The organism is Escherichia sp. F1 (assembly GCF_046764225.1).
Taxonomy (GTDB): domain Bacteria; phylum Pseudomonadota; class Gammaproteobacteria; order Enterobacterales; family Enterobacteriaceae; genus Escherichia; species Escherichia coli.
The window spans coordinates 3,063,912-3,088,775 of record NZ_CP177202.1 but is presented as its reverse complement, the minus strand read 5'-3'; the positions used below and the strand labels follow the sequence as shown (position 1 = coordinate 3,088,775).

Below are 24,864 nucleotides of genomic sequence, written 5' to 3'. Positions count from 1 at the left end.
TCCAGTGACAACAAAGATCAACCCTATTTTCGGAAAGAGCCTCGCAAATTTTGTCGTTGGTGACGGGAAAACATAAATTAATCTTGCCCCTTAAGAATAAGTTGCCTATTTTCGTAGTTAACGGATCCGTTAATGTGAATCATTCTTTTATGTTATGATTTTAAAAGGAATTTTATGAAAAGCCTCTCCTATAAGCGGATCTATAAATCACAAGAATACCTGGCAACGTTGGGCACAATTGAATACCGATCATTGTTTGGTAGTTACAGCCTGACCGTTGACGACACGGTGTTTGCGATGGTTTCTGATGGTGAGTTGTATCTTCGGGCTTGTGAGCAAAGTGCACAGTACTGTGTAAAACATCCGCCTGTCTGGCTGACATATAAAAAGTGTGGCCGATCCGTTACCCTCAATTACTATCGGGTTGATGAAAGTCTATGGCGAAATCAACTGAAGCTGGTGCGTCTGTCGAAATATTCTCTCGATGCAGCGCTGAAAGAGAAAAGCACGCGCAATACCCGGGAAAGACTGAAAGATTTGCCCAATATTTCTTTTCATCTGGAAGCGATTCTCGGGGAGGTGGGGATTAAGGATGTACGGGCGTTACGTATACTTGGGGCAAAAATGTGTTGGTTGCGACTGCGGCAGCAAAACAGTCTGGTGACAGAAAAGATTCTGTTTATGCTTGAAGGGGCCATTATCGGCATTCATGAAGCTGCGCTCCCGGTGGCACGCCGCCAGGAGCTTGCAGAATGGGCTGACTCTCTTACGCCGAAACAGGAGTTTCCTGCGGAACTTGAGTAATCTGGCGTTGCAGACGACCAATCTCTGGCAGTAATGCAATCAATAACCCGACTTGTTGTACGACCAGAGGTTCTTTGCTGTCTGCCCGCGGTTCAAGTTGCTGCATTCGCTGTTTCAGTCCAGCTAATGCCTGATTGACGCGTTCTTCATCAGCAGGTTGATGATGTAGCGCGTCATCAACATAGCAAACTGCGTCATCAAGAAACGCCAGAATTTCAGGATTAGTTAACTGCTCCCGGTGAGCACCGAGGGCTGAGATATAGCTGGTAAACGTATGGTTAAGGCACAGCAACCGAAACGCGGCCTCGCGAATTTGCGGGGTAACGTTCGGCTCGCTGGACATATTTGATACCACCGACGCCAGTTCAGCATCACGGTTGTGTGCATCGCGGCGGGCAATACGATACGCCAGACGGTTATCACGCCCCTGATGGTATTGCTCCAGTATGGCATCGAGATAGCGACAGTTGGCCTCTGTGGCGCGTTCGAGCATTCGCGGCAGATTGCGAAACTTCCAGTCAGGCCAGATGTAGCTCACCGCCGCCCACGCAATGGCACAACCAATCAGCGTATCGATTACGCGAGGTAACGCCACTTCAAAACCTTCACCCAGCAAGTTAAAACAAAGTAGCACCAAAAGTGTGATGAACATCGTTGCATGGGCGTATTGCACGTTACGGAAGGCAAAAAAGAGCACGCCGGTAATAACCAGTAGCACCAGTTGCCCTTCCAGTGACGGTACAAACCACAGCACAGGAATGCCAATGGCGATACCTACCAGCGTACCAATAATCCTTAACTTCAGGCGGTGGCGCGTGGCGTTATAGTTTGGCTGGCAGACAAACAAACTTGTCAGCAAGATCCAATACCCGTGATGCATTCCGGTTATCTGAATGATGGCGTAGCCGAAGCACAACACCAGCGACATTCTTACCGCATGACGGAAGAGGGCGGATTCCGGCGTGAAGTGACGGCTAAGACGCAGCCAGATATCACTCAATCCGTGCGGGCTGTCATCAGCGAGCTCATTTTCGTCATTATTATGGGGCAGTGCCTGGGCCTGTTCTGATTCAATTGTTGCCAGTTGGGCATCAATAGCGCGTAAATTGTTCAGCAAAAATCCCAGTGTTTTGAGTAAATCGGCAGGCGCGCCGTTATCGCGCATCCGCTCCAGCGCAGCATCAATATGCGTAAAAGCGCGCTCGAAATGCGGATCATGTTGATAAGGCTGACGCAACAAAATACAGCGTGACAGTTGCTGGCACGCCTGGCCCTGCATCGACATCAGCCGCTGAAAACGGAACAGCACGTCGCTGTGGCGAAAATGTTCACGCAATGTTTGATACTGAATATGAGAAGAGCTGGCACGCTCGTGAATATCCTGCGCGACGAAGTAATAATGCAGCGTGCGACGCGTTCCCCGTTGACCACGATCGCCACGTAAGCGGGTCAGCAGCGAGAGTTTCGTCTGATTCAATGTCGCCATCAGCTGACCGTTGGCGAGAGCCAAATCGTATAGCGGTGCCTGGCTTTCATCTTCAATATCAGGATCAAACATGCGCGACTTGAGCTCAAGGTAACGCGCCAGTTGTTCATAGCAACGGGCCAGGTTGTCCTGCAGCGGGCGGACCGGGAACAGTAGATGACCAATAAGTGTCAGGACGTTGTACCAGACGGCACCGGCCAGCAGATACATCGGCTGCTGATACCAGTGCTCATACAGTGACGTCCCCAACATAGTGTAAATGGCGATCAGCAATGCACCGAAGGCAATTGTTGCATAGCGTTGACCCAGACCGCCGAGCAAAATGAAGCCGCTGGTTGAGAGCGTTAAGCCAATCGCAAATAGCCAGGGCCAGGGAAACAGCAGTTCTACTGAGGCCGAGGCGATAAAAAAGCAGAACAGCGTAATGATGAGGTTACGCAAACGTCCCGCCAGCCGGTCATCGAGATCGGTCAGCGCCGCTGCCACCATCCCCAGCGTCAGCGGAATCGTCAGTTTTACATCACCCAGCCACCACGGAAACGCTGTGGTTCCACAAAGCGCAATAAAAATACGCGCGTAATACAGCCAGGCGCTGTTCCAGGTATAGCGTTTGAGCAAAGGACTTAGCATAAAGGCCATATTAGTGGATTATTCAAAACGACGACGTGCATTGGCTTCACGCGCAGCTTGCGCTGTTTCTACCGATACCACGCGACGACCAACCGGCCATAGTGCAATAGCGGCAATTTTAAAGTTCGCAATGCCGACAGGAATGCCAATGATTGAAATACATTGTGCGATGCCCGTTGCAATGTGCATCAGGCATAACCACCAGCCAAAGAAAATCAGCCAGAAAATATTCAATACCGTACCGCCAGTATTTAGCAGCACATTTTTGCCAGCCGGGTTCAGTTCATCGACATGAATAGCTTCATTGCCATAAGGCACCAGAGACAGTTTAGTGATCTCCCAGCAGGATCGTGTCAGCGGTAAGGTAAAAATCAGCACAATACTGACCAGAGTCGCCAACAGCCAGCCCAGAGTGGTGGCAAATCCGCCAAGCACAAAGTTCAGAATGTTCAAAACGGTACGCATAAAACCTCGCTTTACTGTGGTTTTCAGTAATGGGCGGCAATTGTAACGTTTTTTTGGGCTGGAGCACGTTTTCTCTGACGGTTACACTGATAAGAAATCATTTCGTGTGGATCTACAGAGTCATGGAACTGAAAGCGACAACGCTTGGAAAACGTCTGGCACAGCACCCTTACGATCGGGCGGTGATCCTCAATGCCGGGATTAAAGTCTCCGGCGATCGCCACGAATACCTTATTCCTTTCAATCAATTACTGGCGATTCACTGTAAGCGCGGTCTGGTATGGGGCGAGCTGGAATTTGTACTGCCGGGCGAAAAAGTGGTGCGTCTGCACGGTACCGAATGGGGCGAGACGCAGCGTTTTTACCATCATCTTGATGCTCACTGGCGGCGGTGGAGTGGCGAGATGAGCGAAATTGCATCTGGTGTTTTACAGCAGCAACTGGATTTAATTGCCACGCGCACCGGAGAAAATAAATGGCTGACGCGTGAGCAAACCTCTGGCGTGCAGCAACAAATCCGCCAGGCTTTGTCGGCGTTGCCGTTGCCGGTTAACCGACTGGAAGAATTCGATAACTGCCGTGAGGCGTGGCGTAAATGTCAGGCCTGGTTGAAAGATATTGAAAGCGCTCGGTTGCAGCATAATCAGGCGTATACCGAAGCCATGCTTACCGAGTATGCGGATTTTTTCCGCCAGGTCGAGTCTTCACCGCTGAATCCGGCGCAGGCCCGGGCAGTCGTTAATGGCGAGCATTCTTTGTTAGTGCTGGCTGGTGCAGGAAGCGGAAAAACGTCGGTGCTGGTGGCCCGTGCAGGCTGGTTGCTGGCGCGTGGTGAAGCGTCCCCTGAGCAAATTTTATTGCTGGCGTTTGGTCGCAAAGCCGCTGAAGAGATGGACGAGCGTATTCGAGAACGACTACATACCGAAGACATTACCGCACGCACATTTCATGCGCTGGCGCTGCATATTATTCAGCAGGGTAGCAAAAAAGTTCCGATAGTCAGCAAACTGGAAAATGATACCGCTGCCCGTCATGAACTTTTTATTGCTGAGTGGTGCAAGCAATGCAGCGAAAAGAAAGCGCAGGCGAAGGGCTGGCGGCAATGGCTGACGGAAGAAATGCAGTGGTCAGTGCCAGAAGGTAATTTCTGGGATGATGAAAAATTACAGCGTCGTCTTGCCTCTCGCCTCGATCGCTGGGTAAGTCTGATGCGGATGCACGGTGGTGCACAGGCAGAAATGATTGCCAGTGTACCCGAAGAGATTCGCGATCTGTTCAGTAAACGTATCAAGTTGATGGCCCCGTTATTAAAAGCCTGGAAAGGTGCGCTGAAGGCAGAAAACGCTGTCGATTTTTCGGGCCTTATTCACCAGGCGATTGTGATTCTGGAGAAAGGTCGCTTTATCAGCCCGTGGAAGCATATTCTGGTTGATGAATTTCAGGATATCTCGCCGCAGCGCGCAGCGTTGTTAGCGGCATTACGCAAGCAAAACAGTCAGACGACGTTGTTCGCCGTTGGTGATGACTGGCAGGCGATTTATCGCTTCAGCGGTGCGCAAATGTCGCTCACCACCGCTTTCCATGAAAACTTTGGTGAAGGTGATCGCTGCGATTTAGACACGACTTACCGTTTTAACAGTCGTATCGGTGAGGTGGCAAACCGGTTTATTCAGCAGAACCCAGGCCAGCTGAAAAAGCCGCTAAACAGCTTAACCAATGGAGACAAAAAAGCCGTCACGTTATTGGATGAGAGTCAACTTGACGCTTTGCTGGATAAGCTCTCTGGTTATGCCAAACCGGAAGAGCGCATTCTGATCCTGGCGCGTTACCATCACATGAGGCCTGCCAGCCTGGAAAAAGCGGCAACACGCTGGCCGAAGTTGCAAATCGACTTTATGACCATTCATGCCAGCAAAGGGCAACAGGCGGATTACGTCATCATCGTTGGCTTGCAGGAGGGAAGTGATGGTTTTCCGGCTGCGGCGCGGGAGTCGATTATGGAAGAGGCGCTACTGCCACCGGTTGAGGATTTCCCGGACGCTGAAGAACGGCGGTTAATGTACGTGGCGCTGACCCGGGCACGCCATCGGGTATGGGCACTGTTTAACAAAGAGAATCCCTCTCCCTTTGTGGAAATACTGAAAAATCTGGATGTGCCGGTGGCGAGAAAACCGTAAGAAACAGGTGGCGTTTGCCACCTGTGCAATATTACTTCAGACGGTCCGCGAGATAACGCTGATAATCGGGGATCAGAATATCGACCGCGTCGTTGAAATGCGGCGACTGGATAATGAAGTCTGCCGTTGCCACGTTGGTGGCAACCGGAATGTTCCATACCGTCGCCAGACGCAGCAAGGCTTTCACGTCAGGATCGTGCGGAACGGCATTTAGTGGGTCCCAGAAGAAAATCAATACATCAATTTTCCCTTCTGAGATCAATGCGCCAACCTGCTGGTCACCCCCCATTGGGCCACTCAACATCGCGTTGACGTTCATGCCGGTTGCACGGGAAATCAAGTTACCGGTAGTGCCTGTTGCATACAGTACGTGTTGTTCCAGTAACGGTTGATGCCGTTCCACCCAGCTCATCAGCATTTGTTTGCAGTGATCGTGTGCCACCAACGCAATATGTTTCCGCGCAGGTAAAGTACGTGTCGTCAGTTCCATAATGTACATCCGTAGTTAACTTTCCTACAGATTACTGTAAGCACTTATCGCTGCAAGAGAAAGACCGAAAAAGCCTGCGCACAGGCACAAAAATCTCAGGAAGATGGTTGTTTTTCCGCCCATTGCAGGAAAGTATTTCGCGTTTGTGGGTCAGCCAGTTTAAACCAATACTTCAGCCGTTGTTCTGTGAGCACCTGAGACTGCGGTGGAATAGCATCCAGCTCGGAAACACCCGAAAGCAGCGTACTGTCATCTGCCATCATCGTGGCAAATTGCGGTAGTGAAGCGCGTTTCGCGGATTTGTTATAGCGTTCAACCTCGACCTCATAATCAATCGTTTTTGCCGTTGAGGTAATGGCGAGAATATCCAGCTTTACCGGAATCGGCATCGCATCGCCATCCAACAATTCAAGGCGCGGCGCGGCATCAAAATGGTTAGCTTCCCGCTCATTCTCCAGGCGAGGCAGGCGAAAATTGACCTGGTTGATGAGCTGGGTATTAAAACTGACCACCAGCGGTGGGGAGATATACAGCCGTTCTTCACTATTGGAAAGATGAATCGTCTTCTCAACGCGAAACAATAACTGATGCGGTCCGTTATCCAGTTCAATGCTGTCCGCACCGCGCAGCAGAGAGCTGGAAACCTTCTTGCCGTCGAGTACCAGAAGATCGACATCGGTTGAAAGCCGCAGCGTGGTGGCAAAAACGGATACCGGCAAACATAATGCAATCAAGGTGGTCACGATGCCGGTTTTCATAGGTAGCTCCTGTCAAAAGACCGCCCGAATAATAATGTGTCAAAATTTTTCTTTAATCATACTTACTAACATATAGACATATTTCCCGCTTTTGCTCTCATTCATTCGTATTAGCTGCATGGTTGGCATGTCGGCTTTGTCGTACACTTTGTTAAACAGTCTGGAGGAAATAATGAAAGAAACCGATATTGCAGGCATTTTAACGTCCACTCACACCATTGCGCTGGTGGGGGCAAGCGACAAACCCGATCGTCCCAGCTATCGCGTGATGAAATATCTACTCGACCAGGGGTATCACGTCATTCCGGTTTCACCAAAAGTTGCCGGCAAAACGCTGCTGGGCCAGCAGGGGTATGGCACGCTGGCAGAAGTTCCTGAAAAAGTCGATATGGTCGATGTTTTCCGTAATTCAGAAGCGGCGTGGGGCGTGGCGCAGGAAGCGATCGCCATTGGCGCGAAAACTCTCTGGATGCAACTGGGGGTGATTAATGAGCAAGCGGCAGTACTGGCACGGGATGCCGGATTAAATGTGGTGATGGATCGCTGCCCGGCTATTGAGATCCCTCGCCTGGGCCTGGCCAAATAAAAAATCCCCGGAAGGCAAAAACCTTCCGGGGATTTGTTCAGGGATTAGTTACGCAGACGCGGGGCCTGGAGTTGTTTGCGGATGGTCTGCGCCAGCTCATCCATGGATGGCTGTTCAGGATGTTCATCCTGCAATTCGCTACTTAGCTGGGCTTCAGCCAGGTAGGTATGAACCGGTAGGCCGTTATCGTCCTCCATCACCACGTGATACCACGGAGCGGCGCGAAGCTCGTCATTCACCGCCAGCTCATCAGGCGACGGTTCAGAGAGCGAATAAACCGGGTCGATATCCACGACCACTCCGAGATAACCTAACAGGGAATGGCGGACCTGCTGGCCGATACCGAATTTGCTGGCAATCATAGTCACCTCCCGGGAAATCTTTACCTTTGATATAAGGGTAAAATTCCACATTTCAAGTTACATGACGCGACAGGCAAACCCTTTCAGATATAGCCCTTCCGGGTAGGTAGCGATCACCGGATGATCGGCTGCCTGACGGAACTGCTCTATAAATTGTACATCACGACCGGCATCAATTGCGGCATCCGCGATGATTTTCTGAAATAAATCGCTGGTCATCAGACCGGAACAGGAGAAAGTCAGGAGAACTCCGCCTTCATTCAGCAACTGAATCGCCAGCATGTTGATGTCTTTATAGCCACGACACGCGCCCATCAACTGGCTTTTATTCTCAACAAACTTCGGCGGGTCCATCACGATAACGTCAAATTTTTCACCGCGATCGCGATAGGTACGCAGCAATTTAAAGACATCATCACGGACAAACTCAGCCTTGCTCAGATCCAGTTTGTTCAGCTCAACGTTCTGCCGTGCAATATCCAGGGCTTCCTGGGAGGTATCAACGCTGACAACCTGGCTGCAACCGCCCATCAGTGCCGATACGGCGAAACCACCGGTATAGGAGAAACAGTTCAGTACGCGTTTATTTTCAACGTAGCGGCGGGTAGCCAGGCGGCTATCACGCTGATCCAGGTAGTAGCCCGTTTTGTGTCCGTGTTGAATATCCACCAGCAGCTTCATGCCGTGTTCTTCAATCGGCAGCAGGGCAGGCGGCAACTCGCCGGTGACGGGGCCCTGGGTCAGCTCCATCCCTTCTTTTTTACGTACCGCAACATCGCTGCGATCGTAAATCGCACATTCCGGGTACAGCGTTTGCAGGGCGCTAATTAATGCCGCGCGCTGATATTCTGCGCCAGCACTCAGTAGTTGCAGCACCAGAAAATTACCGAAACGATCGATAGTAATACCCGGCAGGCCATCAGATTCTCCGGCGATTAAACGATAACTGTCGAGGCCATCTTTTTGCGCCAGCCAGTCACGCCATTTTTGTGCTTGTTGCAAACGGCGGGAAAAAAAAGCAATGTCGATAGATTCATTCGGGTCAAACGTCCAGACGCGCGCCCGGATTTGCGAAGCTGGCGAATAAGCGCCGCGTGCTAACCATTTTCCCTGATGATCAACAATATCGATGGTTTCACCGAGGCTGGCTTTACCTTCCATGCGGGCAACGGCCCCGGAAAAGATCCACGGATGGCGACGAAGTAATGATTTTTCGCGCCCTTTGGCTAACACTAAACGTACACTCATAATTTACTTTTCTGTCGATGCAAAGAAATGGGCGTCATTGTCCGGAGTTTTCCATGGATTTGCAACGCGTCCATTAAGGATAAGGAGAGCAGCAATGTCGAAAGTCTGCATAATCGCCTGGGTTTACGGGCGAGTTCAGGGCGTTGGATTTCGCTATACCACGCAGTACGAAGCGAAAAAACTGGGATTAGCCGGGTACGCCAAAAATCTTGACGATGGCAGCGTGGAAGTGGTTGCCTGCGGTGAAGAAGGGCAGGTAGAAAAATTAATGCAGTGGTTAAAGAGTGGCGGCCCGCGTTCTGCGCGTGTAGAACGGGTGCTCAGCGAGCCGCATCATCCCTCGGGGGAATTAACCGATTTTCGTATCCGTTAAATACATTTTACCGGTTTTGGCAGGCCAGCAATTTTGGTGGCTTGCTTAGCCGGACCTTTCGGAAACAGTCGGTATAAATAGCGGCTGTTACCTTTTTCTTCGCCAAATTTATTCGCCATCGCTTTTACCAGCATACGAATCGCCGGAGAAGTATTGAATTCCAGATAGAAATCACGCACAAAACGCACCACTTCCCAGTGTTCTGGCGACAGCGAAATCCCTTCGTTCTCTGCAATCACCACTGCCAGCGGCTCACTCCACTGGCTGCTTTCTTTGAGATAGCCTTCGGTATCCGTTTCTATCTCTTTACCTTCGAAGATCAGCATAATTATTACTACCTTAATCAGACTGGCGGCAGTGTAACAAAAAACAAAGCCCCGCATAAAGCGAGGCTCGGTAAGTAACCCTGGGCGAGATTAATCGCGGCTGGCGAAGCCCAGAATGCTCAGCAGGCTGACGAAGATGTTGTACAGCGAAACATACAGGCTAACCGTGGCACGAATATAGTTCGTTTCACCGCCATGAATGATGTTGCTGGTTTCAAACAAAATAGCGCCAGAGGAGATCAGAATGAAGACCGCGCTGATCGCCAGATGCAGAGCAGGCAGTTGCAGGAAGATATTAGCAACCATACCAATCAGCACCACCACAATACCCGCCATCAGCATACCGCCGAGGAACGACATATCTTTGCGGGTGGTCAGCACATATGCAGAGCAGCAGAAGAACACTAACGCCGTTCCGCCCAGTGCCATAGCGATTACGTCACCCATTCCGGCAGACAGATAGGTATTCAGAATTGGTCCGAGGATATAACCCAGAAAACCGGTAAAGGCGAATGCGGAGATAATCCCGGTCGGCTTATTCGCCGTTTTATAGGTCAGGAACATCAAACCATACATACCCACCAGCGTCAGAATCAGACCCGGAGATGGCAGCATTAGCACCGTACTGGCAGTTGCGGTAATCGCAGAAAAGGCCAGCGTCAGGCTCAGCAGAAAATAGGTATTACGCAGCACCTTATGGGTGCTAAGCAGCGATGTACGGTCATGTGAAGAACTAACAATACGATCCATTGAGTCACTCTCTATGACAGATGTAATTAATTAAGCAGCATAATGATAATGCGTAAGGGCACCCAGAAGTTTTACCCATCTTTACGCATTTGATCTGGAACAGGTTTAACAGCGGATTATCAGGTCATTAAGCAAATATAACGCCCTGAGAATTTCGACAGGCAAAAGAAAAAGGGGTTAGCATTTAGCTAACCCCTTATCTTATTTGGCGGAAGCGCAGAGATTCGAACTCTGGAACCCTTTCGGGTCGCCGGTTTTCAAGACCGGTGCCTTCAACCGCTCGGCCACACTTCCGGAATGACGCGCACTATAAACATCCCGATGCGGCGTGTAAACCCCTAATTTGTTTGTTTGCCTGAAAAACAGCCAAAAGTGCATTGATAGCGTGAAATAACAGCAGATTGATCATTTCATCACCATGAATTCCTTCTCTTTTACTCGTTTAGCAACCGGCTAAACATCCCCACTGCCCGGCAAAAAGAAAAATAGGTCCATTTTTATCGCTAAAAGATAAATCCATACAGTTTGTATTGTTTTGTGCAAAAGTTTCACTACGCTTTATTAACAATACTTTCTGGCGACGTGCGCCAGTGCAGAAGGATGAGCTTTCGTTTTCAGCATCTCACGTGAAGCGATGGTTTGCCTTGCTACAGGGACGTCGCTTGCCGACCATAAGCGCCCGGTGTCCTGCCGGTGTCGCAAGGAGAAGAGACGTGCGATATGAATAACGAGGAAACATTTTACCAGGCCATGCGGCGTCAGGGCGTTACCCGGCGCAGCTTTCTCAAATATTGTAGTCTGGCTGCCACGTCGCTGGGATTAGGCGCGGGAATGGCACCAAAGATTGCCTGGGCGCTGGAGAACAAACCCCGCATTCCAGTGGTATGGATCCACGGTCTGGAATGCACCTGCTGTACCGAATCTTTTATCCGCTCCGCTCACCCGCTGGCAAAGGACGTCATCCTTTCCCTGATTTCCCTCGATTACGACGATACTTTGATGGCTGCCGCCGGAACCCAGGCGGAAGAAGTCTTTGAAGACATCATCACGCAATACAATGGCAAATATATCCTCGCAGTAGAAGGTAATCCGCCGCTGGGCGAGCAGGGGATGTTCTGTATCAGCAGCGGTCGACCGTTTATTGAGAAACTCAAACGTGCCGCTGCCGGAGCCAGTGCGATTATCGCCTGGGGAACCTGCGCGTCCTGGGGCTGCGTGCAGGCCGCGCGACCCAATCCGACGCAGGCAACGCCTATCGACAAAGTCATCACCGACAAACCTATTATCAAAGTACCTGGCTGCCCGCCGATCCCGGATGTGATGAGCGCCATCATTACTTACATGGTGACCTTTGATCGCTTGCCAGATGTCGACAGAATGGGCCGTCCACTGATGTTTTATGGTCAGCGTATCCACGATAAATGCTATCGCCGTGCTCACTTCGACGCCGGAGAGTTCGTGCAGAGTTGGGATGATGACGCTGCCCGCAAAGGTTACTGCCTGTACAAAATGGGCTGCAAAGGGCCTACCACCTATAACGCCTGTTCCTCCACACGCTGGAATGATGGCGTTTCTTTCCCAATCCAGTCTGGTCACGGCTGCCTGGGCTGTGCGGAAAATGGTTTCTGGGATCGCGGTTCGTTCTACAGCCGCGTGGTCGATATTCCGCAAATGGGTACCCATTCCACCGCCGATGCCGTCGGTTTAACCGCACTTGGCGTGGTGGCAGCGGCTGTTGGTGTGCACGCAGTCGCCAGCGCCGTTGACCAGCGCAGACGTCATAACCAGCAACCTACAGAAACCGAACATCAGCCAGGCAATGAGGATAAACAGGCATGAGCACTCAGTACGAAACTCAAGGATACACCATCAATAATGCCGGACGCCGCCTGGTGGTCGACCCGATTACGCGCATTGAAGGCCACATGCGCTGCGAAGTGAATATTAACGATCAGAATGTGATCACCAATGCCGTCTCCTGCGGCACCATGTTTCGCGGGCTGGAGATCATCCTGCAAGGGCGCGACCCGCGCGATGCGTGGGCGTTCGTTGAACGTATCTGCGGCGTCTGTACTGGCGTACACGCTCTGGCTTCGGTTTACGCCATCGAAGATGCCATCGGTATTAAAGTGCCGGACAACGCCAATATCATCCGCAACATTATGCTGGCAACGCTCTGGTGCCACGATCATCTGGTGCACTTCTATCAGCTTGCCGGGATGGACTGGATCGATGTGTTAGATGCGCTGAAAGCCGACCCGCGGAAAACCTCCGAACTGGCGCAAAGTCTCTCCTCTTGGCCGAAATCATCCCCTGGCTATTTCTTCGACGTACAAAATCGCCTGAAGAAATTCGTTGAAGGCGGCCAGTTGGGGATCTTCCGCAATGGCTACTGGGGGCACCCGCAGTACAAACTGCCGCCAGAAGCCAACCTGATGGGCTTTGCCCACTATCTCGAAGCTCTCGATTTCCAGCGTGAAATTGTCAAAATCCACGCTGTCTTTGGCGGTAAAAACCCGCATCCAAACTGGATTGTCGGCGGGATGCCTTGCGCCATTAACATTGACGAAAGCGGCGCGGTCGGGGCGGTCAATATGGAACGCCTGAACCTGGTGCAGTCGATTATCACCCGCACGGCGGATTTCATTAACAACGTGATGATCCCCGACGCCTTAGCCATTGGTCAGTTCAACAAACCGTGGAGCGAAATCGGCACGGGTCTTTCTGATAAATGTGTCCTCAGCTACGGCGCATTCCCGGATATTGCCAACGACTTTGGCGAGAAAAGTCTGCTGATGCCTGGCGGCGCGGTGATTAACGGCGACTTCAACAATGTGCTGCCAGTGGATTTGGTTGATCCGCAGCAGGTGCAGGAGTTTGTCGACCACGCCTGGTATCGATATCCCAACGATCAGGTCGGGCGTCATCCGTTCGATGGCATCACCGACCCGTGGTACAACCCCGGCGATGTCAAAGGCAGCGATACCAACATTCAGCAGCTGAATGAACAGGAACGCTACTCGTGGATCAAAGCGCCACGCTGGCGCGGTAATGCGATGGAAGTGGGGCCGCTGGCACGCACGTTAATCGCTTATCACAAAGGCGATGCGGCGACCGTTGAGTCGGTCGATCGCATGATGTCGGCGTTGAACCTGCCGCTTTCCGGCATCCAGTCAACGTTAGGCCGCATTTTGTGTCGCGCGCACGAAGCGCAGTGGGCCGCAGGCAAGTTGCAATATTTCTTCGACAAGCTGATGACCAATCTCAAAAACGGCAATCTCGCCACCGCCTCTACTGAAAAATGGGAACCAGCAACCTGGCCGACAGAGTGCCGTGGTGTCGGTTTTACCGAAGCGCCGCGCGGGGCGTTAGGCCACTGGGCCGCCATTCGCGATGGCAAGATTGATCTCTACCAGTGCGTGGTACCGACCACCTGGAACGCCAGCCCGCGCGATCCCAAAGGCCAAATTGGCGCTTATGAAGCAGCGTTAATGAACACCAAAATGGCGATCCCCGAGCAACCGCTGGAGATCCTGCGTACTCTGCACAGCTTTGACCCGTGCCTCGCCTGTTCAACACACGTGCTGGGCGACGACGGTAGCGAGCTGATCTCCGTGCAGGTGCGTTAACAGCGAAGGAGAATCATCATGCAACAGAAAAGCGACAACGTTGTCAGCCATTATGTCTTTGAAGCGCCAGTGCGTATCTGGCACTGGCTGACGGTGTTATGCATGGCGGTGTTGATGGTCACCGGATACTTTATCGGCAAGCCGCTACCTTCCGTCAGCGGCGAGGCGACGTATCTGTTTTACATGGGCTATATCAGGTTGATTCACTTCAGCGCCGGGATGATTTTTACCGTGGTCTTGCTGATGCGGATCTACTGGGCTTTTGTCGGCAATCGCTACTCACGCGAGCTGTTTATCGTGCCAGTATGGCGTAAAAGCTGGTGGCAGGGCGTGTGGTATGAAATCCGCTGGTATCTGTTTCTGGCAAAACGTCCGAGTGCCGATATTGGCCATAACCCCATCGCCCAGGCGGCGATGTTCGGCTATTTCCTGATGTCGGTATTTATGATCGTCACCGGCTTTGCGCTGTACAGCGAACATAGTCAGTACGCTATTTTTGCGCCGTTCCGTTATGTGGTGGAATTTTTCTACTGGACGGGTGGCAACTCAATGGACATTCACAGCTGGCATCGGCTGGGGATGTGGCTGATTGGCGCGTTTGTGATAGGTCATGTCTACATGGCGCTGCGTGAAGACATCATGTCCGACGACACGGTGATCTCCACCATGGTCAACGGCTACCGTAGCCACAAATTTGGCAAAATAAGTAACAAGGAGCGTTCATGAGTGAGCAACGCGTGGTGGTAATGGGGCTGGGCAACCTGCTGTGGGCCGATGAAGGCTTCGGCGTGCGGGTGGCGGAACGGCTGTATGCCCATTACCACTGGCCTGAGGATGTGGAGATTGTAGATGGCGGTACTCAGGGACTGAACTTGCTGGGGTATGTCGAAAGCGCCAGTCACTTGTTGATCCTCGATGCCATTGATTACGGGCTGGAACCCGGAACGCTACGAACGTATGCCGGAGAACGCATTCCGGCTTATCTCAGCGCGAAGAAAATGAGCCTGCACCAGAACAGTTTCTCCGAAGTGCTGGCGCTGGCAGATATCCGCGGACATCTGCCAGCACATATTGCCCTCGTCGGTCTGCAACCCGCGATGCTCGACGACTACGGCGGCAGCCTGAGCGAACTGGCGCGGGAGCAACTGCCCGCCGCGGAACAGGCGGCGCTGGTACAGCTGGCGGCCTGGGGAATTGTGCCGCAACCGGCTAATGAATCGCGCTGTCTCAATTATGACTGTCTGTCGATGGAAAATTACGAAGGCGTTCGCTTGCGTCAGTACCGGATGACACTGGAGGAGCAGGGATGAGCAACGACACACCATTTGATGCGTTGTGGCAACGAATGCTGGCGCGCGGCTGGACGCCGGTCAGTGAATCCCGTCTCGACGACTGGCTTACGCAAGCGCCAGACGGCGTGGTGTTATTAAGCAGCGATCCGAAACGCACGCCAGAGGTCAGCGATAATCCGGTAATGATTGGCGAATTACTGCGCGAGTTTCCCGACTACACATGGCAGGTGGCGATTGCTGACCTTGAGCAGAGCGAAGCCATCGGCGATCGCTTTGGCGTCTTTCGCTTTCCCGCCACATTAGTATTTACCGGCGGAAACTATCGCGGCGTGCTGAATGGTATTCACCCGTGGGCGGAACTGATAAACCTGATGCGCGGACTTGTCGAACCGCAGCAGGAGCGTGCCTCATGAGCGAAACTTTTTTCCATCTGCTGGGGCCAGGAACGCAACCGAACGATGACAGTTTCAGCATGAATCCACTGCCGATCACCTGTCAGGTGAATGATGAACCGAGTATGGCGGCCCTGGAGCAATGTGCTCACAGCCCGCAGGTGATTGCGCTGTTAAACGAGTTACAACATCAACTAAGCGAATGCCAGCCGCCGTTGGGCGAGGTGCTGGCAGTCGATCTGTTAAATCTCAACGCCGACGATCGTCACTTTATCAATACGCTTCTCGGGGAAGGGGAAGTGTCAGTGCGCATGCAGCAGGCTGACGACAGTGAAAGTGAAATACAGGAGGCGATCTTCTGCGGATTATGGCGGGTGCGCAGACGTCGCGGCGACAAGTTGCTGGAGGACAAACTGGAGGCTGGCTGCGCGCCGCTGGCATTGTGGCAGGCGGCAACGCAAAACGTCTTGCCGACAGATTCGCTGTTACCGCCGCCCATTGATGGCCTGATGAATGGCCTACCGTTGGCGCATGAGTTACTGGCGCATGTACGTAACCCCGACGCGCAGCCGCACAGCATTAATCTGACGCAATTACCCATCAGCGAGGCTGATCGGCTTTTTCTCTCACGTCTCTGTGGGCCGGGAAATATTCAGATTCGTACCATTGGCTATGGCGAGAGCTATATCAACGCCACGGGGTTACGCCATGTCTGGCATTTACGCTGTACGGACACCTTAAAAGGCCCGTTACTGGAAAGTTATGAAATCTGCCCGATACCGGAAGTGGTTCTGGCAGCGCCAGAAGATTTGGTCGACTCTGCGCAGCGGCTTAGTGAGGTATGTCAGTGGCTGGCGGAAGGGGCACCGTCGTAAAAAGACGGTAAGTATCGCTTTCAGGCTTATGAATATCGCAATCGGCGAATACCTCTGGTCGTAGAGTTTCAGGATAAAGAGGGAGATCTACCATTAACGGGTTATTTTTCTCTCTTCGCCTACAGGAGTGCGCATGTGGGATGTCATTGATTTATCGCGCTGGCAGTTTGCTCTGACCGCGCTGTATCACTTTTTATTTGTACCCCTTACCCTGGGGCTGATTTTTTTGCTGGCTATCATGGAAACCATTTACGTGGTCACCGGCAAAACAATCTACCGCGATATGACGCGCTTCTGGGGTAAGCTCTTCGGTATCAACTTTGCTCTTGGCGTGGCTACCGGCCTGACCATGGAGTTTCAGTTTGGTACTAACTGGTCATTCTATTCCAACTATGTGGGCGATATTTTTGGCGCACCGCTGGCGATGGAAGCATTAATGGCCTTCTTCCTCGAATCCACTTTTGTCGGGCTGTTCTTCTTCGGCTGGCAACGGCTGAATAAATACCAGCACCTGCTGGTGACGTGGCTGGTGGCGTTCGGTTCAAATCTCTCTGCGTTGTGGATATTGAATGCCAACGGTTGGATGCAATACCCGACCGGTGCGCATTTTGATATCGACACCCTTCGTATGGAAATGACCAGCTTCAGCGAGCTGGTCTTTAACCCGGTCAGCCAGGTGAAATTTGTGCACACCGTAATGGCGGGCTACGTGACTGGGGCCATGTTTATTATGGCGATCAGCGCCTGGTATTTACTGCGCGGACGGGAGCGCGATGTCGCATTACGCTCGTTTGCCATCGGTTCCGTCTTCGGTACTCTGGCGATTATCGGCACGCTGCAACTCGGAGACAGTTCTGCGTATGAAGTCGCGCAAGTACAACCGGTAAAACTGGCGGCGATGGAAGGGGAATGGCAAACGGAACCTGCACCTGCACCGTTCCATGTGGTTGCCTGGCCGGAACAGGATCAAGAGCGTAACGCCTTTGCTATCAAAATTCCCGCGCTGCTAGGGATCCTCGCCACTCACTCATTAGATAAGCCCGTGCCGGGTCTGAAGAATTTGATGGCTGAAACCTACCCACGCTTGCAACGCGGACGTATGGCCTGGCTGTTAATGCAGGAAATATCGCAAGGCAATCGTGAGCCGCATGTGTTGCAGGCATTTCGGGAGTTGGAAGGCGACCTGGGTTACGGCATGTTGCTCTCCCGCTATGCGCCGGATATGAACCATGTCACAGCTGCACAGTACCAGGCGGCGATGCGTGGCGCGATACCTCAGGTTGCGCCGGTATTCTGGAGTTTCCGCATCATGGTGGGCTGTGGTTCTCTGCTGCTACTGGTGATGCTGATTGCGCTTGTCCAGACGCTGCGTGGCAAAATCGACCAGCATCGCTGGGTGCTGAAAATGGCGCTCTGGAGTTTGCCGCTGCCGTGGATTGCGATTGAAGCCGGGTGGTTTATGACCGAGTTTGGTCGTCAGCCGTGGGCGATACAGGACATCTTACCGACATACTCCGCGCACTCCGCCTTAACCACAGGACAACTGGCTTTCTCACTGATCATGATCGTAGGGCTTTACACCCTGTTCTTAATCGCCGAAGTCTACCTGATGCAGAAATATGCCCGTCTGGGGCCGAGCGCGATGCAGAGTGAACAACCGACGCAGCAACAGGGGTAAAGGAGAAAATCATGTTTGATTATGAAACATTGCGCTTCATCTGGTGGCTGCTGATTGGCGTGATCCTGGTGGTCTTTATGATCTCCGACGGATTTGACATGGGGATCGGCTGTCTGCTGCCTCTGGTGGCGCGTAATGATGATGAACGCCGGATAGTGATAAACAGCGTTGGCGCGCACTGGGAAGGCAATCAGGTCTGGTTAATCCTCGCAGGTGGGGCATTATTTGCCGCCTGGCCCAGAGTTTATGCAGCGGCGTTTTCCGGCTTTTATGTGGCGATGATTCTGGTGCTGTGCTCGCTATTCTTCCGCCCGCTGGCCTTTGATTATCGCGGAAAAATCGCCGATGCACGCTGGCGTAAAATGTGGGATGCTGGACTGGTCATCGGCAGTCTGGTGCCGCCGGTAGTCTTCGGTATTGCCTTCGGCAACTTGCTGCTCGGCGTGCCGTTTGCCTTCACACCGCAATTACGCGTGGAATATCTCGGCAGCTTTTGGCAACTGCTGACGCCATTCCCTTTATTGTGCGGATTGCTCAGCCTTGGAATGGTGATTTTGCAAGGTGGCGTCTGGTTACAACTGAAAACTGTTGGTGTGATTCATCTGCGTTCACAGCTGGCGACTAAACGGGCTGCACTGTTGGTGATGCTGTGCTTTTTGCTGGCGGGTTACTGGCTGTGGGTCGGTATTGATGGCTTTGTACTGCTCGCCCAGGATGCTAACGGTCCTTCCAATCCGTTAATGAAACTGGTGGCAGTGCTACCTGGTGCCTGGATGAATAATTTCGTCGAATCGCCCGTTCTGTGGATCTTCCCGCTGCTGGGGTTCTTCTGCCCATTGCTGACGGTGATGGCGATTTATCGTGGTCGCCCGGGTTGGGGATTTTTGATGGCGTCATTGATGCAATTTGGCGTGATTTTCACGGCAGGCATCACGCTGTTCCCCTTTGTCATGCCGTCAAGCGTGAGTCCGATCTCCAGCCTGACGTTGTGGGACAGTACTTCCAGTCAGCTGACGCTGAGCATTATGTTGGTAATCGTGCTGATATTTTTGCCCATTGTGTTGCTCTACACTCTCTGGAGCTACTACAAAATGTGGGGGCGCATGACAACAGAAACTCTCCGCCGTAACGAAAACGAGTTGTACTAAGGAGCAGGAACAATGTGGTATTTACTTTGGTTCGTCGGCATTTTGTTGATGTGTTCGCTCTCCACCCTTGTGTTGGTATGGCTGGACCCGCGTCTGAAAAGTTAACGAACGTAAGCCTGATGCGGCGCATTAGCGTCGCATCAGGCAATCAATAATGTCGGATATGAAAAGCGGAAACATATCGATGAAAGCGATCTTGATCCCATTCTTATCTCTTCTGATTCCGTTCACCCCGCAATCTGCATTCGCTCAGAGTGAGCCGGAGCTGAAGCTGGAAAGTGTGGTGATTGTCAGTCGTCATGGTGTGCGTGCCCCAACCAAGGCCACGCAACTGATGCAGGATGTCACCCCAGACGCATGGCCAACATGGCCGGTAAAACTGGGGTGGCTGACACCGCGCGGTGGTGAGCTAATCGCTTATCTCGGACATTACCAACGCCAGCGTCTGGTGGCTGACGGATTGCTGGCGAAAAAGGGCTGCCCGCAGCCTGGTCAGGTCGCGATTATTGCTGATGTCGACGAGCGTACCCGTAAAACAGGCGAAGCCTTCGCCGCCGGGCTGGCACCTGACTGTGCAATAACCATACATACCCAGGCAGATACGTCCAGTCCCGATCCGTTATTTAATCCTCTAAAAACTGGCGTTTGCCAACTGGATAACGCGAATGTGACTGACGCGATCCTCAGCAGGGCAGGAGGGTCAATTGCTGACTTTACCGGGCATCGACAAACGGCGTTTCGCGAACTGGAACAGGTGCTTAATTTTCCACAATCAAACTTGTGCCTTAACCGTGAGAAACAGGACGAAAGCTGTTCATTAACGCAGGCATTACCATCGGAACTCAAGGTGAGCGCCGACAATGTCTCATTAACCGGTGCGGTAAGCCTCGCATCAATGCTGACGGAAATATTTCTCCTGCAACAAGCACAGGGAATGCCGGAGCCGGGGTGGGGAAGGATCACTGATTCACACCAGTGGAACACGTTGCTAAGTTTGCATAACGCGCAATTTTATTTACTACAACGCACGCCAGAGGTTGCCCGCAGCCGCGCCACCCCGTTGTTGGATTTGATCATGACAGCGTTGACGCCCCATCCACCGCAAAAACAGGCGTATGGTGTGACATTACCCACTTCAGTGCTGTTTATCGCCGGACACGATACTAATCTGGCAAATCTCGGCGGCGCACTGGAGCTCAACTGGACGCTTCCAGGTCAGCCGGATAACACACCGCCAGGGGGTGAACTGGTGTTTGAACGCTGGCGTAGGCTAAGCGATAACAGCCATTGGATTCAGGTTTCGCTGGTCTTCCAGACTTTACAGCAGATGCGTGATAAAACGCCGCTATCATTAAATACGCCGCCCGGAGAGGTGAAACTGACCCTGGCAGGATGTGAAGAGCGAAATGCGCAGGGCATGTGTTCGTTGGCCAGTTTTACGCAAATCGTGAATGAAGCACGCATACCGGCGTGCAGTTTGTAATGCATAAAAAAAGAGCATTCAGTTACCTGAATGCTCTGAAGCTGATGATAAACGAAGAACTGTCTGATGCGTAGACCGGAAAAGGCATTTACGCCGCATCCGGCCATCTTACCTTCAGTTTTACTCTTTCTCGGAGTAACTATAACCGTAATAGTTATAGCCGTAACTGTAAGCGGTGCTGGCGCGTTTAATCACACCATTGAGGATTGCGCCTTTAATATTGACGCCAGCCTGTTCCAGACGCTGCATTGACAAGCTCACCTCTTTGGCGGTGTTCAAGCCAAAACGCGCAACCAGCAGGCTGGTGCCGACAGAGCGTCCCACGACCGCAGCATCGCTCACCGCCAGCATCGGCGGCGTATCGACAATCACCAGATCGTAATGGTCGTTCGCCCATTCCAGTAATTGACGCATCCGATCGCGCATCAGCAGTTCAGACGGGTTAGGTGGCACCTGACCGCGAGTAATCACATCAAAGCCTCCTTTGCCAAAATGCTGGATCACTTTGTTGAGCTCATCTTTACCTGCCAGATATTCCGACAAGCCATGTTCATTACTCACGGTAAACAGGTTATGCGAATAACCACGACGTAAGTCGGCATCAATAAATAACACTTTTTGATCGGACTGGGCGATCACCGCTGCCAGAGTTGAACTGACGAACGTTTTACCACTGTCTGGCGTCGCACCGGTGATCATCAGAATGTTATTCTCTGTCTCCATCATAGCGAAGTGCAGACTGGTTCGTAGCGCACGTACGGCTTCCACAGCAGAATCCGCCGGGTTATCCACCGCCAGGAAGGGGATATTTTTAGTACGATGGCGCTGCTGATTAGAAAATAAATTTTTCTTACGCAGACGGGTACGTTTATCCAGCCACTCGGACATCGGGATAGTGGCATAAACGCTGATGCCGTGCTCTTCCAGTTGTTCCGGTGCTTCTACACCACGACGCAACATCGCACGCGCCAGCACTGCACCCACCGAAATAAACAGGCCAAGAATAAAACCAAGCACCACATTCAACGCTTTTTTCGGTTTCACTGGCTGCGGCTGAGTGACTGCCGGGTCGATAATCCGCACGTTACCAATCGCACTGGATTTCGAAATACTCAACTCCTGCTGGCGGTTAAGTAATTGCAGATATACCGCACGGCCCGCTTCTACGTCACGACTTAAACGCAACACTTCCTGTTGGGTGGAAGGCATTGCCGATACCCGCTTATTCAGGCGTTTGCGTTCTTGCTCCAGCGTCTGGCGTTTTTCCAGCAGCGCACGATAAGTTGGGTGATCTTTCTTATACAGCTGGGAGATCTCTGCCTCGCGGAAGGTCAGCTCATTGAGTTGATTATCAACGTTAACAATCTGCTCAAGAACGGCTTTGGCTTCCAGGTTAAGGTCAACCGAATCGCGCTGCTGGCGATAAACGTTGAGTTTTTCTTCCGCCTGGTCCAGCTCGCTGCGCACTTCTGGCAACTGGCGCTGTAAGAATTCAAGGCTTTGTGAATCCTGCGCCGCCTGGCGAGCGATATTCTGTTGCAAATAGTTGTTAGCGATGCTGTTCAGAATACGGGTAATCAACTGGGGATCATCACCGGTCATGGTAAGTTCCAGCATCCCGCTTTCTTTACTGCGTTCGCTAACGGTAAAGGTTTCCTGCAACGCGTTAATCGCTTCCAGTTCGGTACGCTGGCTCAGGACAAACTGCGTTCCTGGTTTGGCCTTAATGTCCGCGATAGTCAGCGCAACGCCGTCTTTTTCCAGACGCTGGCCGACCATACCATTGACGGTGAACCCTTCACCTTCCAGCGTATAGTGGCCGTTTTCCCCAACCGTGAGTGTCAGTTGCTGATCCTGACCATTCAGTTGTGGAATATGCATCCAGCTGATCGCCAGCTCACCTGGTTTCTCTTTGGTTAATCTCGCCCAGCCGCGACCCACAATCGGAAAATACTTTTGCTCAACTATGTCGCGCAGATTCAGTTCAGCAATGGTTTTACCGAGAATCATGCGCGATTGCAGCAGTTGGATCTCCGGTGCTGACTCGGGCGATGAGTTAGGGATCATATCGCTCAGGCCGCTGAGAATGGCGTTGCCCTGTTTCTGCTCAACCTGGACCAGAGTATCTGCCTGATAAATTGGCGTGCTTAACAGCGAGTAAGCGACAGCGATCAGCGTGAACAACGCGGTCACGCTGATAATAAACTTACGGTGATCCCATAACTCGCCGACCAGACGAAGCAGATCGATCTCATTTTCCTGAGTGCTGCCTGGTGGCGTATTCATATTTTTAGTTGTCATCGTATTTTATAAACTCAAATTACCGGCTGAGGCGCTTCGCCCATTCCTGACTGGCGCGCTCCAACATACCGTAGACATGTTCAAATGCGTCCTGACTTTTACGATAGGGATCCGGGATCTCTTTCTGTTCCAGCCATTGCCCAAACAGCATTGTCTTCCCGCGGACCTCGGGAGCGATTGCGGTAACCTGAGCAATATGTTCCGACTCCATTGCCAGAATCAGATCGTAATTTCGTGCCATCTCAGCAGTGAGCTTACGTCCGGCATGTCCTTCAAGAGATACGCCATGATTTGCGGCAACATCTGCTGCTGTCGCATCTGCAGGGTGTTTTACCAGACCATGAACACCTGCCGATTTGACTTTTACGCCTGGCAGACGTTTACGCAGCAAGCGCTCGCCAATGGGCGAACGGCAAATGTTGCCGGTACAAACCACCAGGATTGAGTTAAATTTTAGTTGGGCCATGTTTGAATCCACCGTGAAGTCTCTGTCAGGTCATGCACCCCGGAAATCGTCGGTACCAGTAGAGAAATCACACGGTTCCAACGAGCCAGCGGCGCAGTAGTGACATAAACAATGTCGTAAGGTTCAAGCTGGAATTCCGTTCCGAGTATCATTGCCGATGCGTCCTTCGCATTCAGCTGATAAATATTGGCGATTTTGCCATTCTGCTTGTTTTGCGTTGCACGAATAACAAAAATCCCCGTCGCATCAGCGACATCCTGATTCATACCCTCAGCGTTACCCAGCGCTTCCGCCAGGGTCATACCGCTGCGGTCCATTTTCAGCGTGCTCTGTTTACCCACTTCACCCATCACGAAGACTTTCAGATCATCGTTGCGCGGAATAAATAAAATATCGCCCGGGTGCAGCAGTTTGTTCTGGCGCAAGTCGCCACGCTGCATCAGCGCATAGAGGTTCACTTTGGTCTTTACGCCATTCTGGGTGAGCACCACGTTGCGCCAGTCTGCATCTGCGGTCAGCCCCCCCGCGGCGTTAATCGCATCCATGATGGTCAGAGGAATATTGGTAATCGGCTGCTGACCCGATTTGCTGACTTCGCCGGTGACGTACGCTTTTTGCGAGCGGAACGCCGCGACGCTGACATCGACTTGCGGGCTTTCAATGACTGAATCCAGACGCGCTGTAATCTCGTTGCGTACCTGGGTAAGTGTTTTCCCGGCCACTTTCAGGCGACCAATATAGGGGTAGAAAATCGCACCATCGGCGTTAACCCAGTTGCCGGTATCACTGGCGCTACGGTATTGCCCTGCGGGTGTGGTTAGTTCCGGGTGATCCCAGACCGTAACCATCAACACATCCCCAATGCCGATACGATATTCATAGTTCGCGATTTGCTGCTCCAGCTCCGGGTTAGCCTGCGACATAATCGGTTTGGCGCGCAGCTGATCAATCAATCCTGGCGTGACGGGATAGATATTGACCATTTTGTCCAGGTCATACTGATTGTCAGGTAGTTCAATGACATCCTTGTTACTGGTCGATAAATTCTGACCAGGAACAAGGGTACATGCTGTCAAAGACAGAACAGCCAATGTCAGTACCGAAAACTTAAAAATGTTCTTTTTCATTGGTTTATATTTATCAGT

General features: G+C 52.0%; 25 protein-coding genes and 1 tRNA gene. 14 read left to right on the top strand and 12 right to left on the bottom strand.

Annotated features, from left to right (window positions below; genetic code table 11):
- Positions 1–174: 174 nt before the first annotated feature.
- Positions 175–804 (top strand): CRP-S regulon transcriptional coactivator Sxy, encoded by a 630-nt coding sequence (gene sxy, locus ACK8NJ_RS15110; protein ID WP_032204873.1) that lies wholly within the window; start codon positions 175–177, stop codon positions 802–804.
- On the opposite strand, the gene yccS is transcribed toward sxy, so the two are convergent.
- Both yccS and ACK8NJ_RS15100 read right to left on the bottom strand, forming a co-directional pair.
- On the bottom strand, positions 767–2,929 hold the full coding sequence (gene yccS, locus ACK8NJ_RS15105) for a YccS family putative transporter (protein ID WP_000875041.1): 2,163 nt from the start codon (positions 2,927–2,929) through the stop codon (positions 767–769). The two genes, sxy and yccS, sit on opposite strands and share 38 nt — an antisense overlap.
- A gap of 9 nt (positions 2,930–2,938) precedes the next feature.
- Positions 2,939–3,385, bottom strand: a complete 447-nt coding sequence (locus tag ACK8NJ_RS15100) for a YccF domain-containing protein (RefSeq protein ID WP_001261235.1) — start codon at positions 3,383–3,385, stop codon at positions 2,939–2,941.
- A 122-nt stretch (positions 3,386–3,507) separates the two neighbouring features.
- Between ACK8NJ_RS15100 and helD the strand changes: the two genes are divergently transcribed.
- Positions 3,508–5,562 (top strand): DNA helicase IV, encoded by a 2,055-nt coding sequence (helD, locus tag ACK8NJ_RS15095; protein WP_024211660.1) that lies wholly within the window; start codon positions 3,508–3,510, stop codon positions 5,560–5,562.
- A 31-nt stretch (positions 5,563–5,593) separates the two neighbouring features.
- Here helD and mgsA read toward each other — a convergent pair whose 3' ends face one another.
- Positions 5,594–6,052, bottom strand: a complete 459-nt coding sequence (mgsA, locus tag ACK8NJ_RS15090) for a methylglyoxal synthase (RefSeq protein ID WP_000424181.1) — start codon at positions 6,050–6,052, stop codon at positions 5,594–5,596.
- Positions 6,053–6,147: 95 nt separating this feature from the next.
- Positions 6,148–6,810 (bottom strand): DUF2057 family protein, encoded by a 663-nt coding sequence (locus ACK8NJ_RS15085; RefSeq protein WP_411961762.1) that lies wholly within the window; start codon positions 6,808–6,810, stop codon positions 6,148–6,150.
- Between the two features lie 172 nt (positions 6,811–6,982).
- Between ACK8NJ_RS15085 and ACK8NJ_RS15080 the strand changes: the two genes are divergently transcribed.
- Positions 6,983–7,396, top strand: a complete 414-nt coding sequence (locus ACK8NJ_RS15080) for a CoA-binding protein (RefSeq protein WP_000665218.1) — start codon at positions 6,983–6,985, stop codon at positions 7,394–7,396.
- Between the two features lie 44 nt (positions 7,397–7,440).
- On the opposite strand, the gene hspQ is transcribed toward ACK8NJ_RS15080, so the two are convergent.
- On the bottom strand, positions 7,441–7,758 hold the full coding sequence (gene hspQ / locus ACK8NJ_RS15075) for a heat shock protein HspQ (protein ID WP_001295356.1): 318 nt from the start codon (positions 7,756–7,758) through the stop codon (positions 7,441–7,443).
- A gap of 57 nt (positions 7,759–7,815) precedes the next feature.
- A complete protein-coding gene (gene rlmI, locus ACK8NJ_RS15070; RefSeq protein ID WP_019842299.1) occupies positions 7,816–9,006 on the bottom strand; it encodes a 23S rRNA (cytosine(1962)-C(5))-methyltransferase RlmI in 1,191 nt (396 codons plus the stop codon).
- Positions 9,007–9,100: 94 nt separating this feature from the next.
- Here rlmI and yccX point away from each other — a divergent pair, with 94 nt between their 5' ends.
- Positions 9,101–9,379, top strand: coding sequence for an acylphosphatase (yccX, locus tag ACK8NJ_RS15065; RefSeq protein WP_000048225.1), 279 nt, complete (start codon positions 9,101–9,103; stop codon positions 9,377–9,379).
- Here yccX and tusE read toward each other — a convergent pair.
- The 3 genes from tusE to ACK8NJ_RS15050 form a co-directional block, all read right to left on the bottom strand.
- Positions 9,376–9,705: a sulfurtransferase TusE gene (tusE, locus tag ACK8NJ_RS15060; RefSeq protein WP_000904442.1), complete on the bottom strand. Its 330-nt coding sequence runs from the start codon at positions 9,703–9,705 to the stop codon at positions 9,376–9,378. The two genes, yccX and tusE, sit on opposite strands and share 4 nt — an antisense overlap.
- Positions 9,706–9,795: 90 nt before the next feature.
- Positions 9,796–10,455: an FtsH protease modulator YccA gene (yccA, locus tag ACK8NJ_RS15055; RefSeq protein ID WP_000375136.1), complete on the bottom strand. Its 660-nt coding sequence runs from the start codon at positions 10,453–10,455 to the stop codon at positions 9,796–9,798.
- 206 nt (positions 10,456–10,661) lie between these two features.
- Positions 10,662–10,749, bottom strand: a tRNA-Ser gene (locus tag ACK8NJ_RS15050).
- Positions 10,750–11,175: 426 nt separating this feature from the next.
- Here ACK8NJ_RS15050 and hyaA point away from each other — a divergent pair.
- The 10 genes from hyaA to appA all read left to right on the top strand — a co-directional run bounded on the left by hyaA (position 11,176) and on the right by appA (position 20,952).
- The gene (gene hyaA / locus ACK8NJ_RS15045; RefSeq protein WP_057108217.1) at positions 11,176–12,294 is read left to right on the top strand and encodes a hydrogenase 1 small subunit; all 1,119 of its coding nucleotides are present in this window, start codon (positions 11,176–11,178) and stop codon (positions 12,292–12,294) included.
- Positions 12,291–14,084, top strand: coding sequence for a Ni/Fe-hydrogenase large subunit (hyaB, locus tag ACK8NJ_RS15040; RefSeq protein ID WP_000107384.1), 1,794 nt, complete (start codon positions 12,291–12,293; stop codon positions 14,082–14,084). The genes hyaA and hyaB overlap by 4 nt, the downstream gene beginning before the upstream one ends.
- An 18-nt stretch (positions 14,085–14,102) precedes the next feature.
- Positions 14,103–14,810 carry a Ni/Fe-hydrogenase b-type cytochrome subunit gene (hyaC, locus tag ACK8NJ_RS15035; protein WP_024043656.1) on the top strand — a complete coding sequence of 236 codons (708 nt, stop codon included), beginning with the start codon at positions 14,103–14,105 and terminating at the stop codon, positions 14,808–14,810.
- The gene (hyaD, locus tag ACK8NJ_RS15030) at positions 14,807–15,394 is read left to right on the top strand and encodes a hydrogenase 1 maturation protease (protein WP_000003642.1); all 588 of its coding nucleotides are present in this window, start codon (positions 14,807–14,809) and stop codon (positions 15,392–15,394) included. Before hyaC ends, hyaD begins: the two co-directional genes overlap by 4 nt.
- Positions 15,391–15,789, top strand: a complete 399-nt coding sequence (gene hyaE, locus ACK8NJ_RS15025) for a hydrogenase-1 operon protein HyaE (protein ID WP_000063978.1) — start codon at positions 15,391–15,393, stop codon at positions 15,787–15,789. The genes hyaD and hyaE overlap by 4 nt, the downstream gene beginning before the upstream one ends.
- Positions 15,786–16,643: a hydrogenase expression/formation protein gene (locus tag ACK8NJ_RS15020; RefSeq protein WP_000004887.1), complete on the top strand. Its 858-nt coding sequence runs from the start codon at positions 15,786–15,788 to the stop codon at positions 16,641–16,643. Before hyaE ends, ACK8NJ_RS15020 begins: the two co-directional genes overlap by 4 nt.
- A gap of 133 nt (positions 16,644–16,776) precedes the next feature.
- Positions 16,777–18,321: a cytochrome bd-II oxidase subunit 1 gene (gene appC, locus ACK8NJ_RS15015; RefSeq protein WP_000263563.1), complete on the top strand. Its 1,545-nt coding sequence runs from the start codon at positions 16,777–16,779 to the stop codon at positions 18,319–18,321.
- An 11-nt stretch (positions 18,322–18,332) separates the two neighbouring features.
- Positions 18,333–19,469 (top strand): cytochrome d ubiquinol oxidase subunit II, encoded by a 1,137-nt coding sequence (appB, locus tag ACK8NJ_RS15010; RefSeq protein ID WP_000460803.1) that lies wholly within the window; start codon positions 18,333–18,335, stop codon positions 19,467–19,469.
- A gap of 12 nt (positions 19,470–19,481) precedes the next feature.
- Entirely contained in the window at positions 19,482–19,574 is a 93-nt protein-coding gene (gene cbdX, locus ACK8NJ_RS15005) for a cytochrome bd-II oxidase subunit CbdX (protein ID WP_000270305.1), read from the top strand.
- Positions 19,575–19,653: 79 nt separating this feature from the next.
- The gene (appA, locus tag ACK8NJ_RS15000) at positions 19,654–20,952 is read left to right on the top strand and encodes a bifunctional acid phosphatase/4-phytase (protein ID WP_247149672.1); all 1,299 of its coding nucleotides are present in this window, start codon (positions 19,654–19,656) and stop codon (positions 20,950–20,952) included.
- A 120-nt stretch (positions 20,953–21,072) separates the two neighbouring features.
- On the opposite strand, the gene etk is transcribed toward appA, so the two are convergent.
- The 3 genes from etk to ACK8NJ_RS14985 are packed head-to-tail and all read right to left on the bottom strand — an operon-like array spanning position 21,073 to position 24,846.
- Positions 21,073–23,253 carry a tyrosine-protein kinase gene (gene etk, locus ACK8NJ_RS14995; RefSeq protein ID WP_000208659.1) on the bottom strand — a complete coding sequence of 727 codons (2,181 nt, stop codon included), beginning with the start codon at positions 23,251–23,253 and terminating at the stop codon, positions 21,073–21,075.
- 19 nt (positions 23,254–23,272) lie between these two features.
- Positions 23,273–23,719: a protein-tyrosine-phosphatase Etp gene (etp, locus tag ACK8NJ_RS14990; RefSeq protein WP_000057871.1), complete on the bottom strand. Its 447-nt coding sequence runs from the start codon at positions 23,717–23,719 to the stop codon at positions 23,273–23,275.
- A complete protein-coding gene (locus tag ACK8NJ_RS14985) occupies positions 23,707–24,846 on the bottom strand; it encodes a polysaccharide export protein (protein WP_001295357.1) in 1,140 nt (379 codons plus the stop codon). The genes etp and ACK8NJ_RS14985 overlap by 13 nt, the downstream gene beginning before the upstream one ends.
- Positions 24,847–24,864 lie beyond the last annotated feature (18 nt).

Excerpts from the sequence above, each read along its gene's own strand:
- sxy (WP_032204873.1), top strand. The coding sequence starts at position 175 with ATGAAAAGCCTCTCCTATAAGCGGATCTATAAATCACAAGAATACCTG.
- yccS (WP_000875041.1), bottom strand. The coding sequence starts at position 2,929 with ATGGCCTTTATGCTAAGTCCTTTGCTCAAACGCTATACCTGGAACAGC.
- ACK8NJ_RS15100 (WP_001261235.1), bottom strand. The coding sequence starts at position 3,385 with ATGCGTACCGTTTTGAACATTCTGAACTTTGTGCTTGGCGGATTTGCC.
- helD (WP_024211660.1), top strand. The coding sequence starts at position 3,508 with ATGGAACTGAAAGCGACAACGCTTGGAAAACGTCTGGCACAGCACCCT.
- mgsA (WP_000424181.1), bottom strand. The coding sequence starts at position 6,052 with ATGGAACTGACGACACGTACTTTACCTGCGCGGAAACATATTGCGTTG.
- ACK8NJ_RS15085 (WP_411961762.1), bottom strand. The coding sequence starts at position 6,810 with ATGAAAACCGGCATCGTGACCACCTTGATTGCATTATGTTTGCCGGTA.
- ACK8NJ_RS15080 (WP_000665218.1), top strand. The coding sequence starts at position 6,983 with ATGAAAGAAACCGATATTGCAGGCATTTTAACGTCCACTCACACCATT.
- hspQ (WP_001295356.1), bottom strand. The coding sequence starts at position 7,758 with ATGATTGCCAGCAAATTCGGTATCGGCCAGCAGGTCCGCCATTCCCTG.
- rlmI (WP_019842299.1), bottom strand. The coding sequence starts at position 9,006 with ATGAGTGTACGTTTAGTGTTAGCCAAAGGGCGCGAAAAATCATTACTT.
- yccX (WP_000048225.1), top strand. The coding sequence starts at position 9,101 with ATGTCGAAAGTCTGCATAATCGCCTGGGTTTACGGGCGAGTTCAGGGC.
- tusE (WP_000904442.1), bottom strand. The coding sequence starts at position 9,705 with ATGCTGATCTTCGAAGGTAAAGAGATAGAAACGGATACCGAAGGCTAT.
- yccA (WP_000375136.1), bottom strand. The coding sequence starts at position 10,455 with ATGGATCGTATTGTTAGTTCTTCACATGACCGTACATCGCTGCTTAGC.
- hyaA (WP_057108217.1), top strand. The coding sequence starts at position 11,176 with ATGAATAACGAGGAAACATTTTACCAGGCCATGCGGCGTCAGGGCGTT.
- hyaB (WP_000107384.1), top strand. The coding sequence starts at position 12,291 with ATGAGCACTCAGTACGAAACTCAAGGATACACCATCAATAATGCCGGA.
- hyaC (WP_024043656.1), top strand. The coding sequence starts at position 14,103 with ATGCAACAGAAAAGCGACAACGTTGTCAGCCATTATGTCTTTGAAGCG.
- hyaD (WP_000003642.1), top strand. The coding sequence starts at position 14,807 with ATGAGTGAGCAACGCGTGGTGGTAATGGGGCTGGGCAACCTGCTGTGG.
- hyaE (WP_000063978.1), top strand. The coding sequence starts at position 15,391 with ATGAGCAACGACACACCATTTGATGCGTTGTGGCAACGAATGCTGGCG.
- ACK8NJ_RS15020 (WP_000004887.1), top strand. The coding sequence starts at position 15,786 with ATGAGCGAAACTTTTTTCCATCTGCTGGGGCCAGGAACGCAACCGAAC.
- appC (WP_000263563.1), top strand. The coding sequence starts at position 16,777 with ATGTGGGATGTCATTGATTTATCGCGCTGGCAGTTTGCTCTGACCGCG.
- appB (WP_000460803.1), top strand. The coding sequence starts at position 18,333 with ATGTTTGATTATGAAACATTGCGCTTCATCTGGTGGCTGCTGATTGGC.
- cbdX (WP_000270305.1), top strand. The coding sequence starts at position 19,482 with ATGTGGTATTTACTTTGGTTCGTCGGCATTTTGTTGATGTGTTCGCTC.
- appA (WP_247149672.1), top strand. The coding sequence starts at position 19,654 with ATGAAAGCGATCTTGATCCCATTCTTATCTCTTCTGATTCCGTTCACC.
- etk (WP_000208659.1), bottom strand. The coding sequence starts at position 23,253 with ATGACAACTAAAAATATGAATACGCCACCAGGCAGCACTCAGGAAAAT.
- etp (WP_000057871.1), bottom strand. The coding sequence starts at position 23,719 with ATGGCCCAACTAAAATTTAACTCAATCCTGGTGGTTTGTACCGGCAAC.
- ACK8NJ_RS14985 (WP_001295357.1), bottom strand. The coding sequence starts at position 24,846 with ATGAAAAAGAACATTTTTAAGTTTTCGGTACTGACATTGGCTGTTCTG.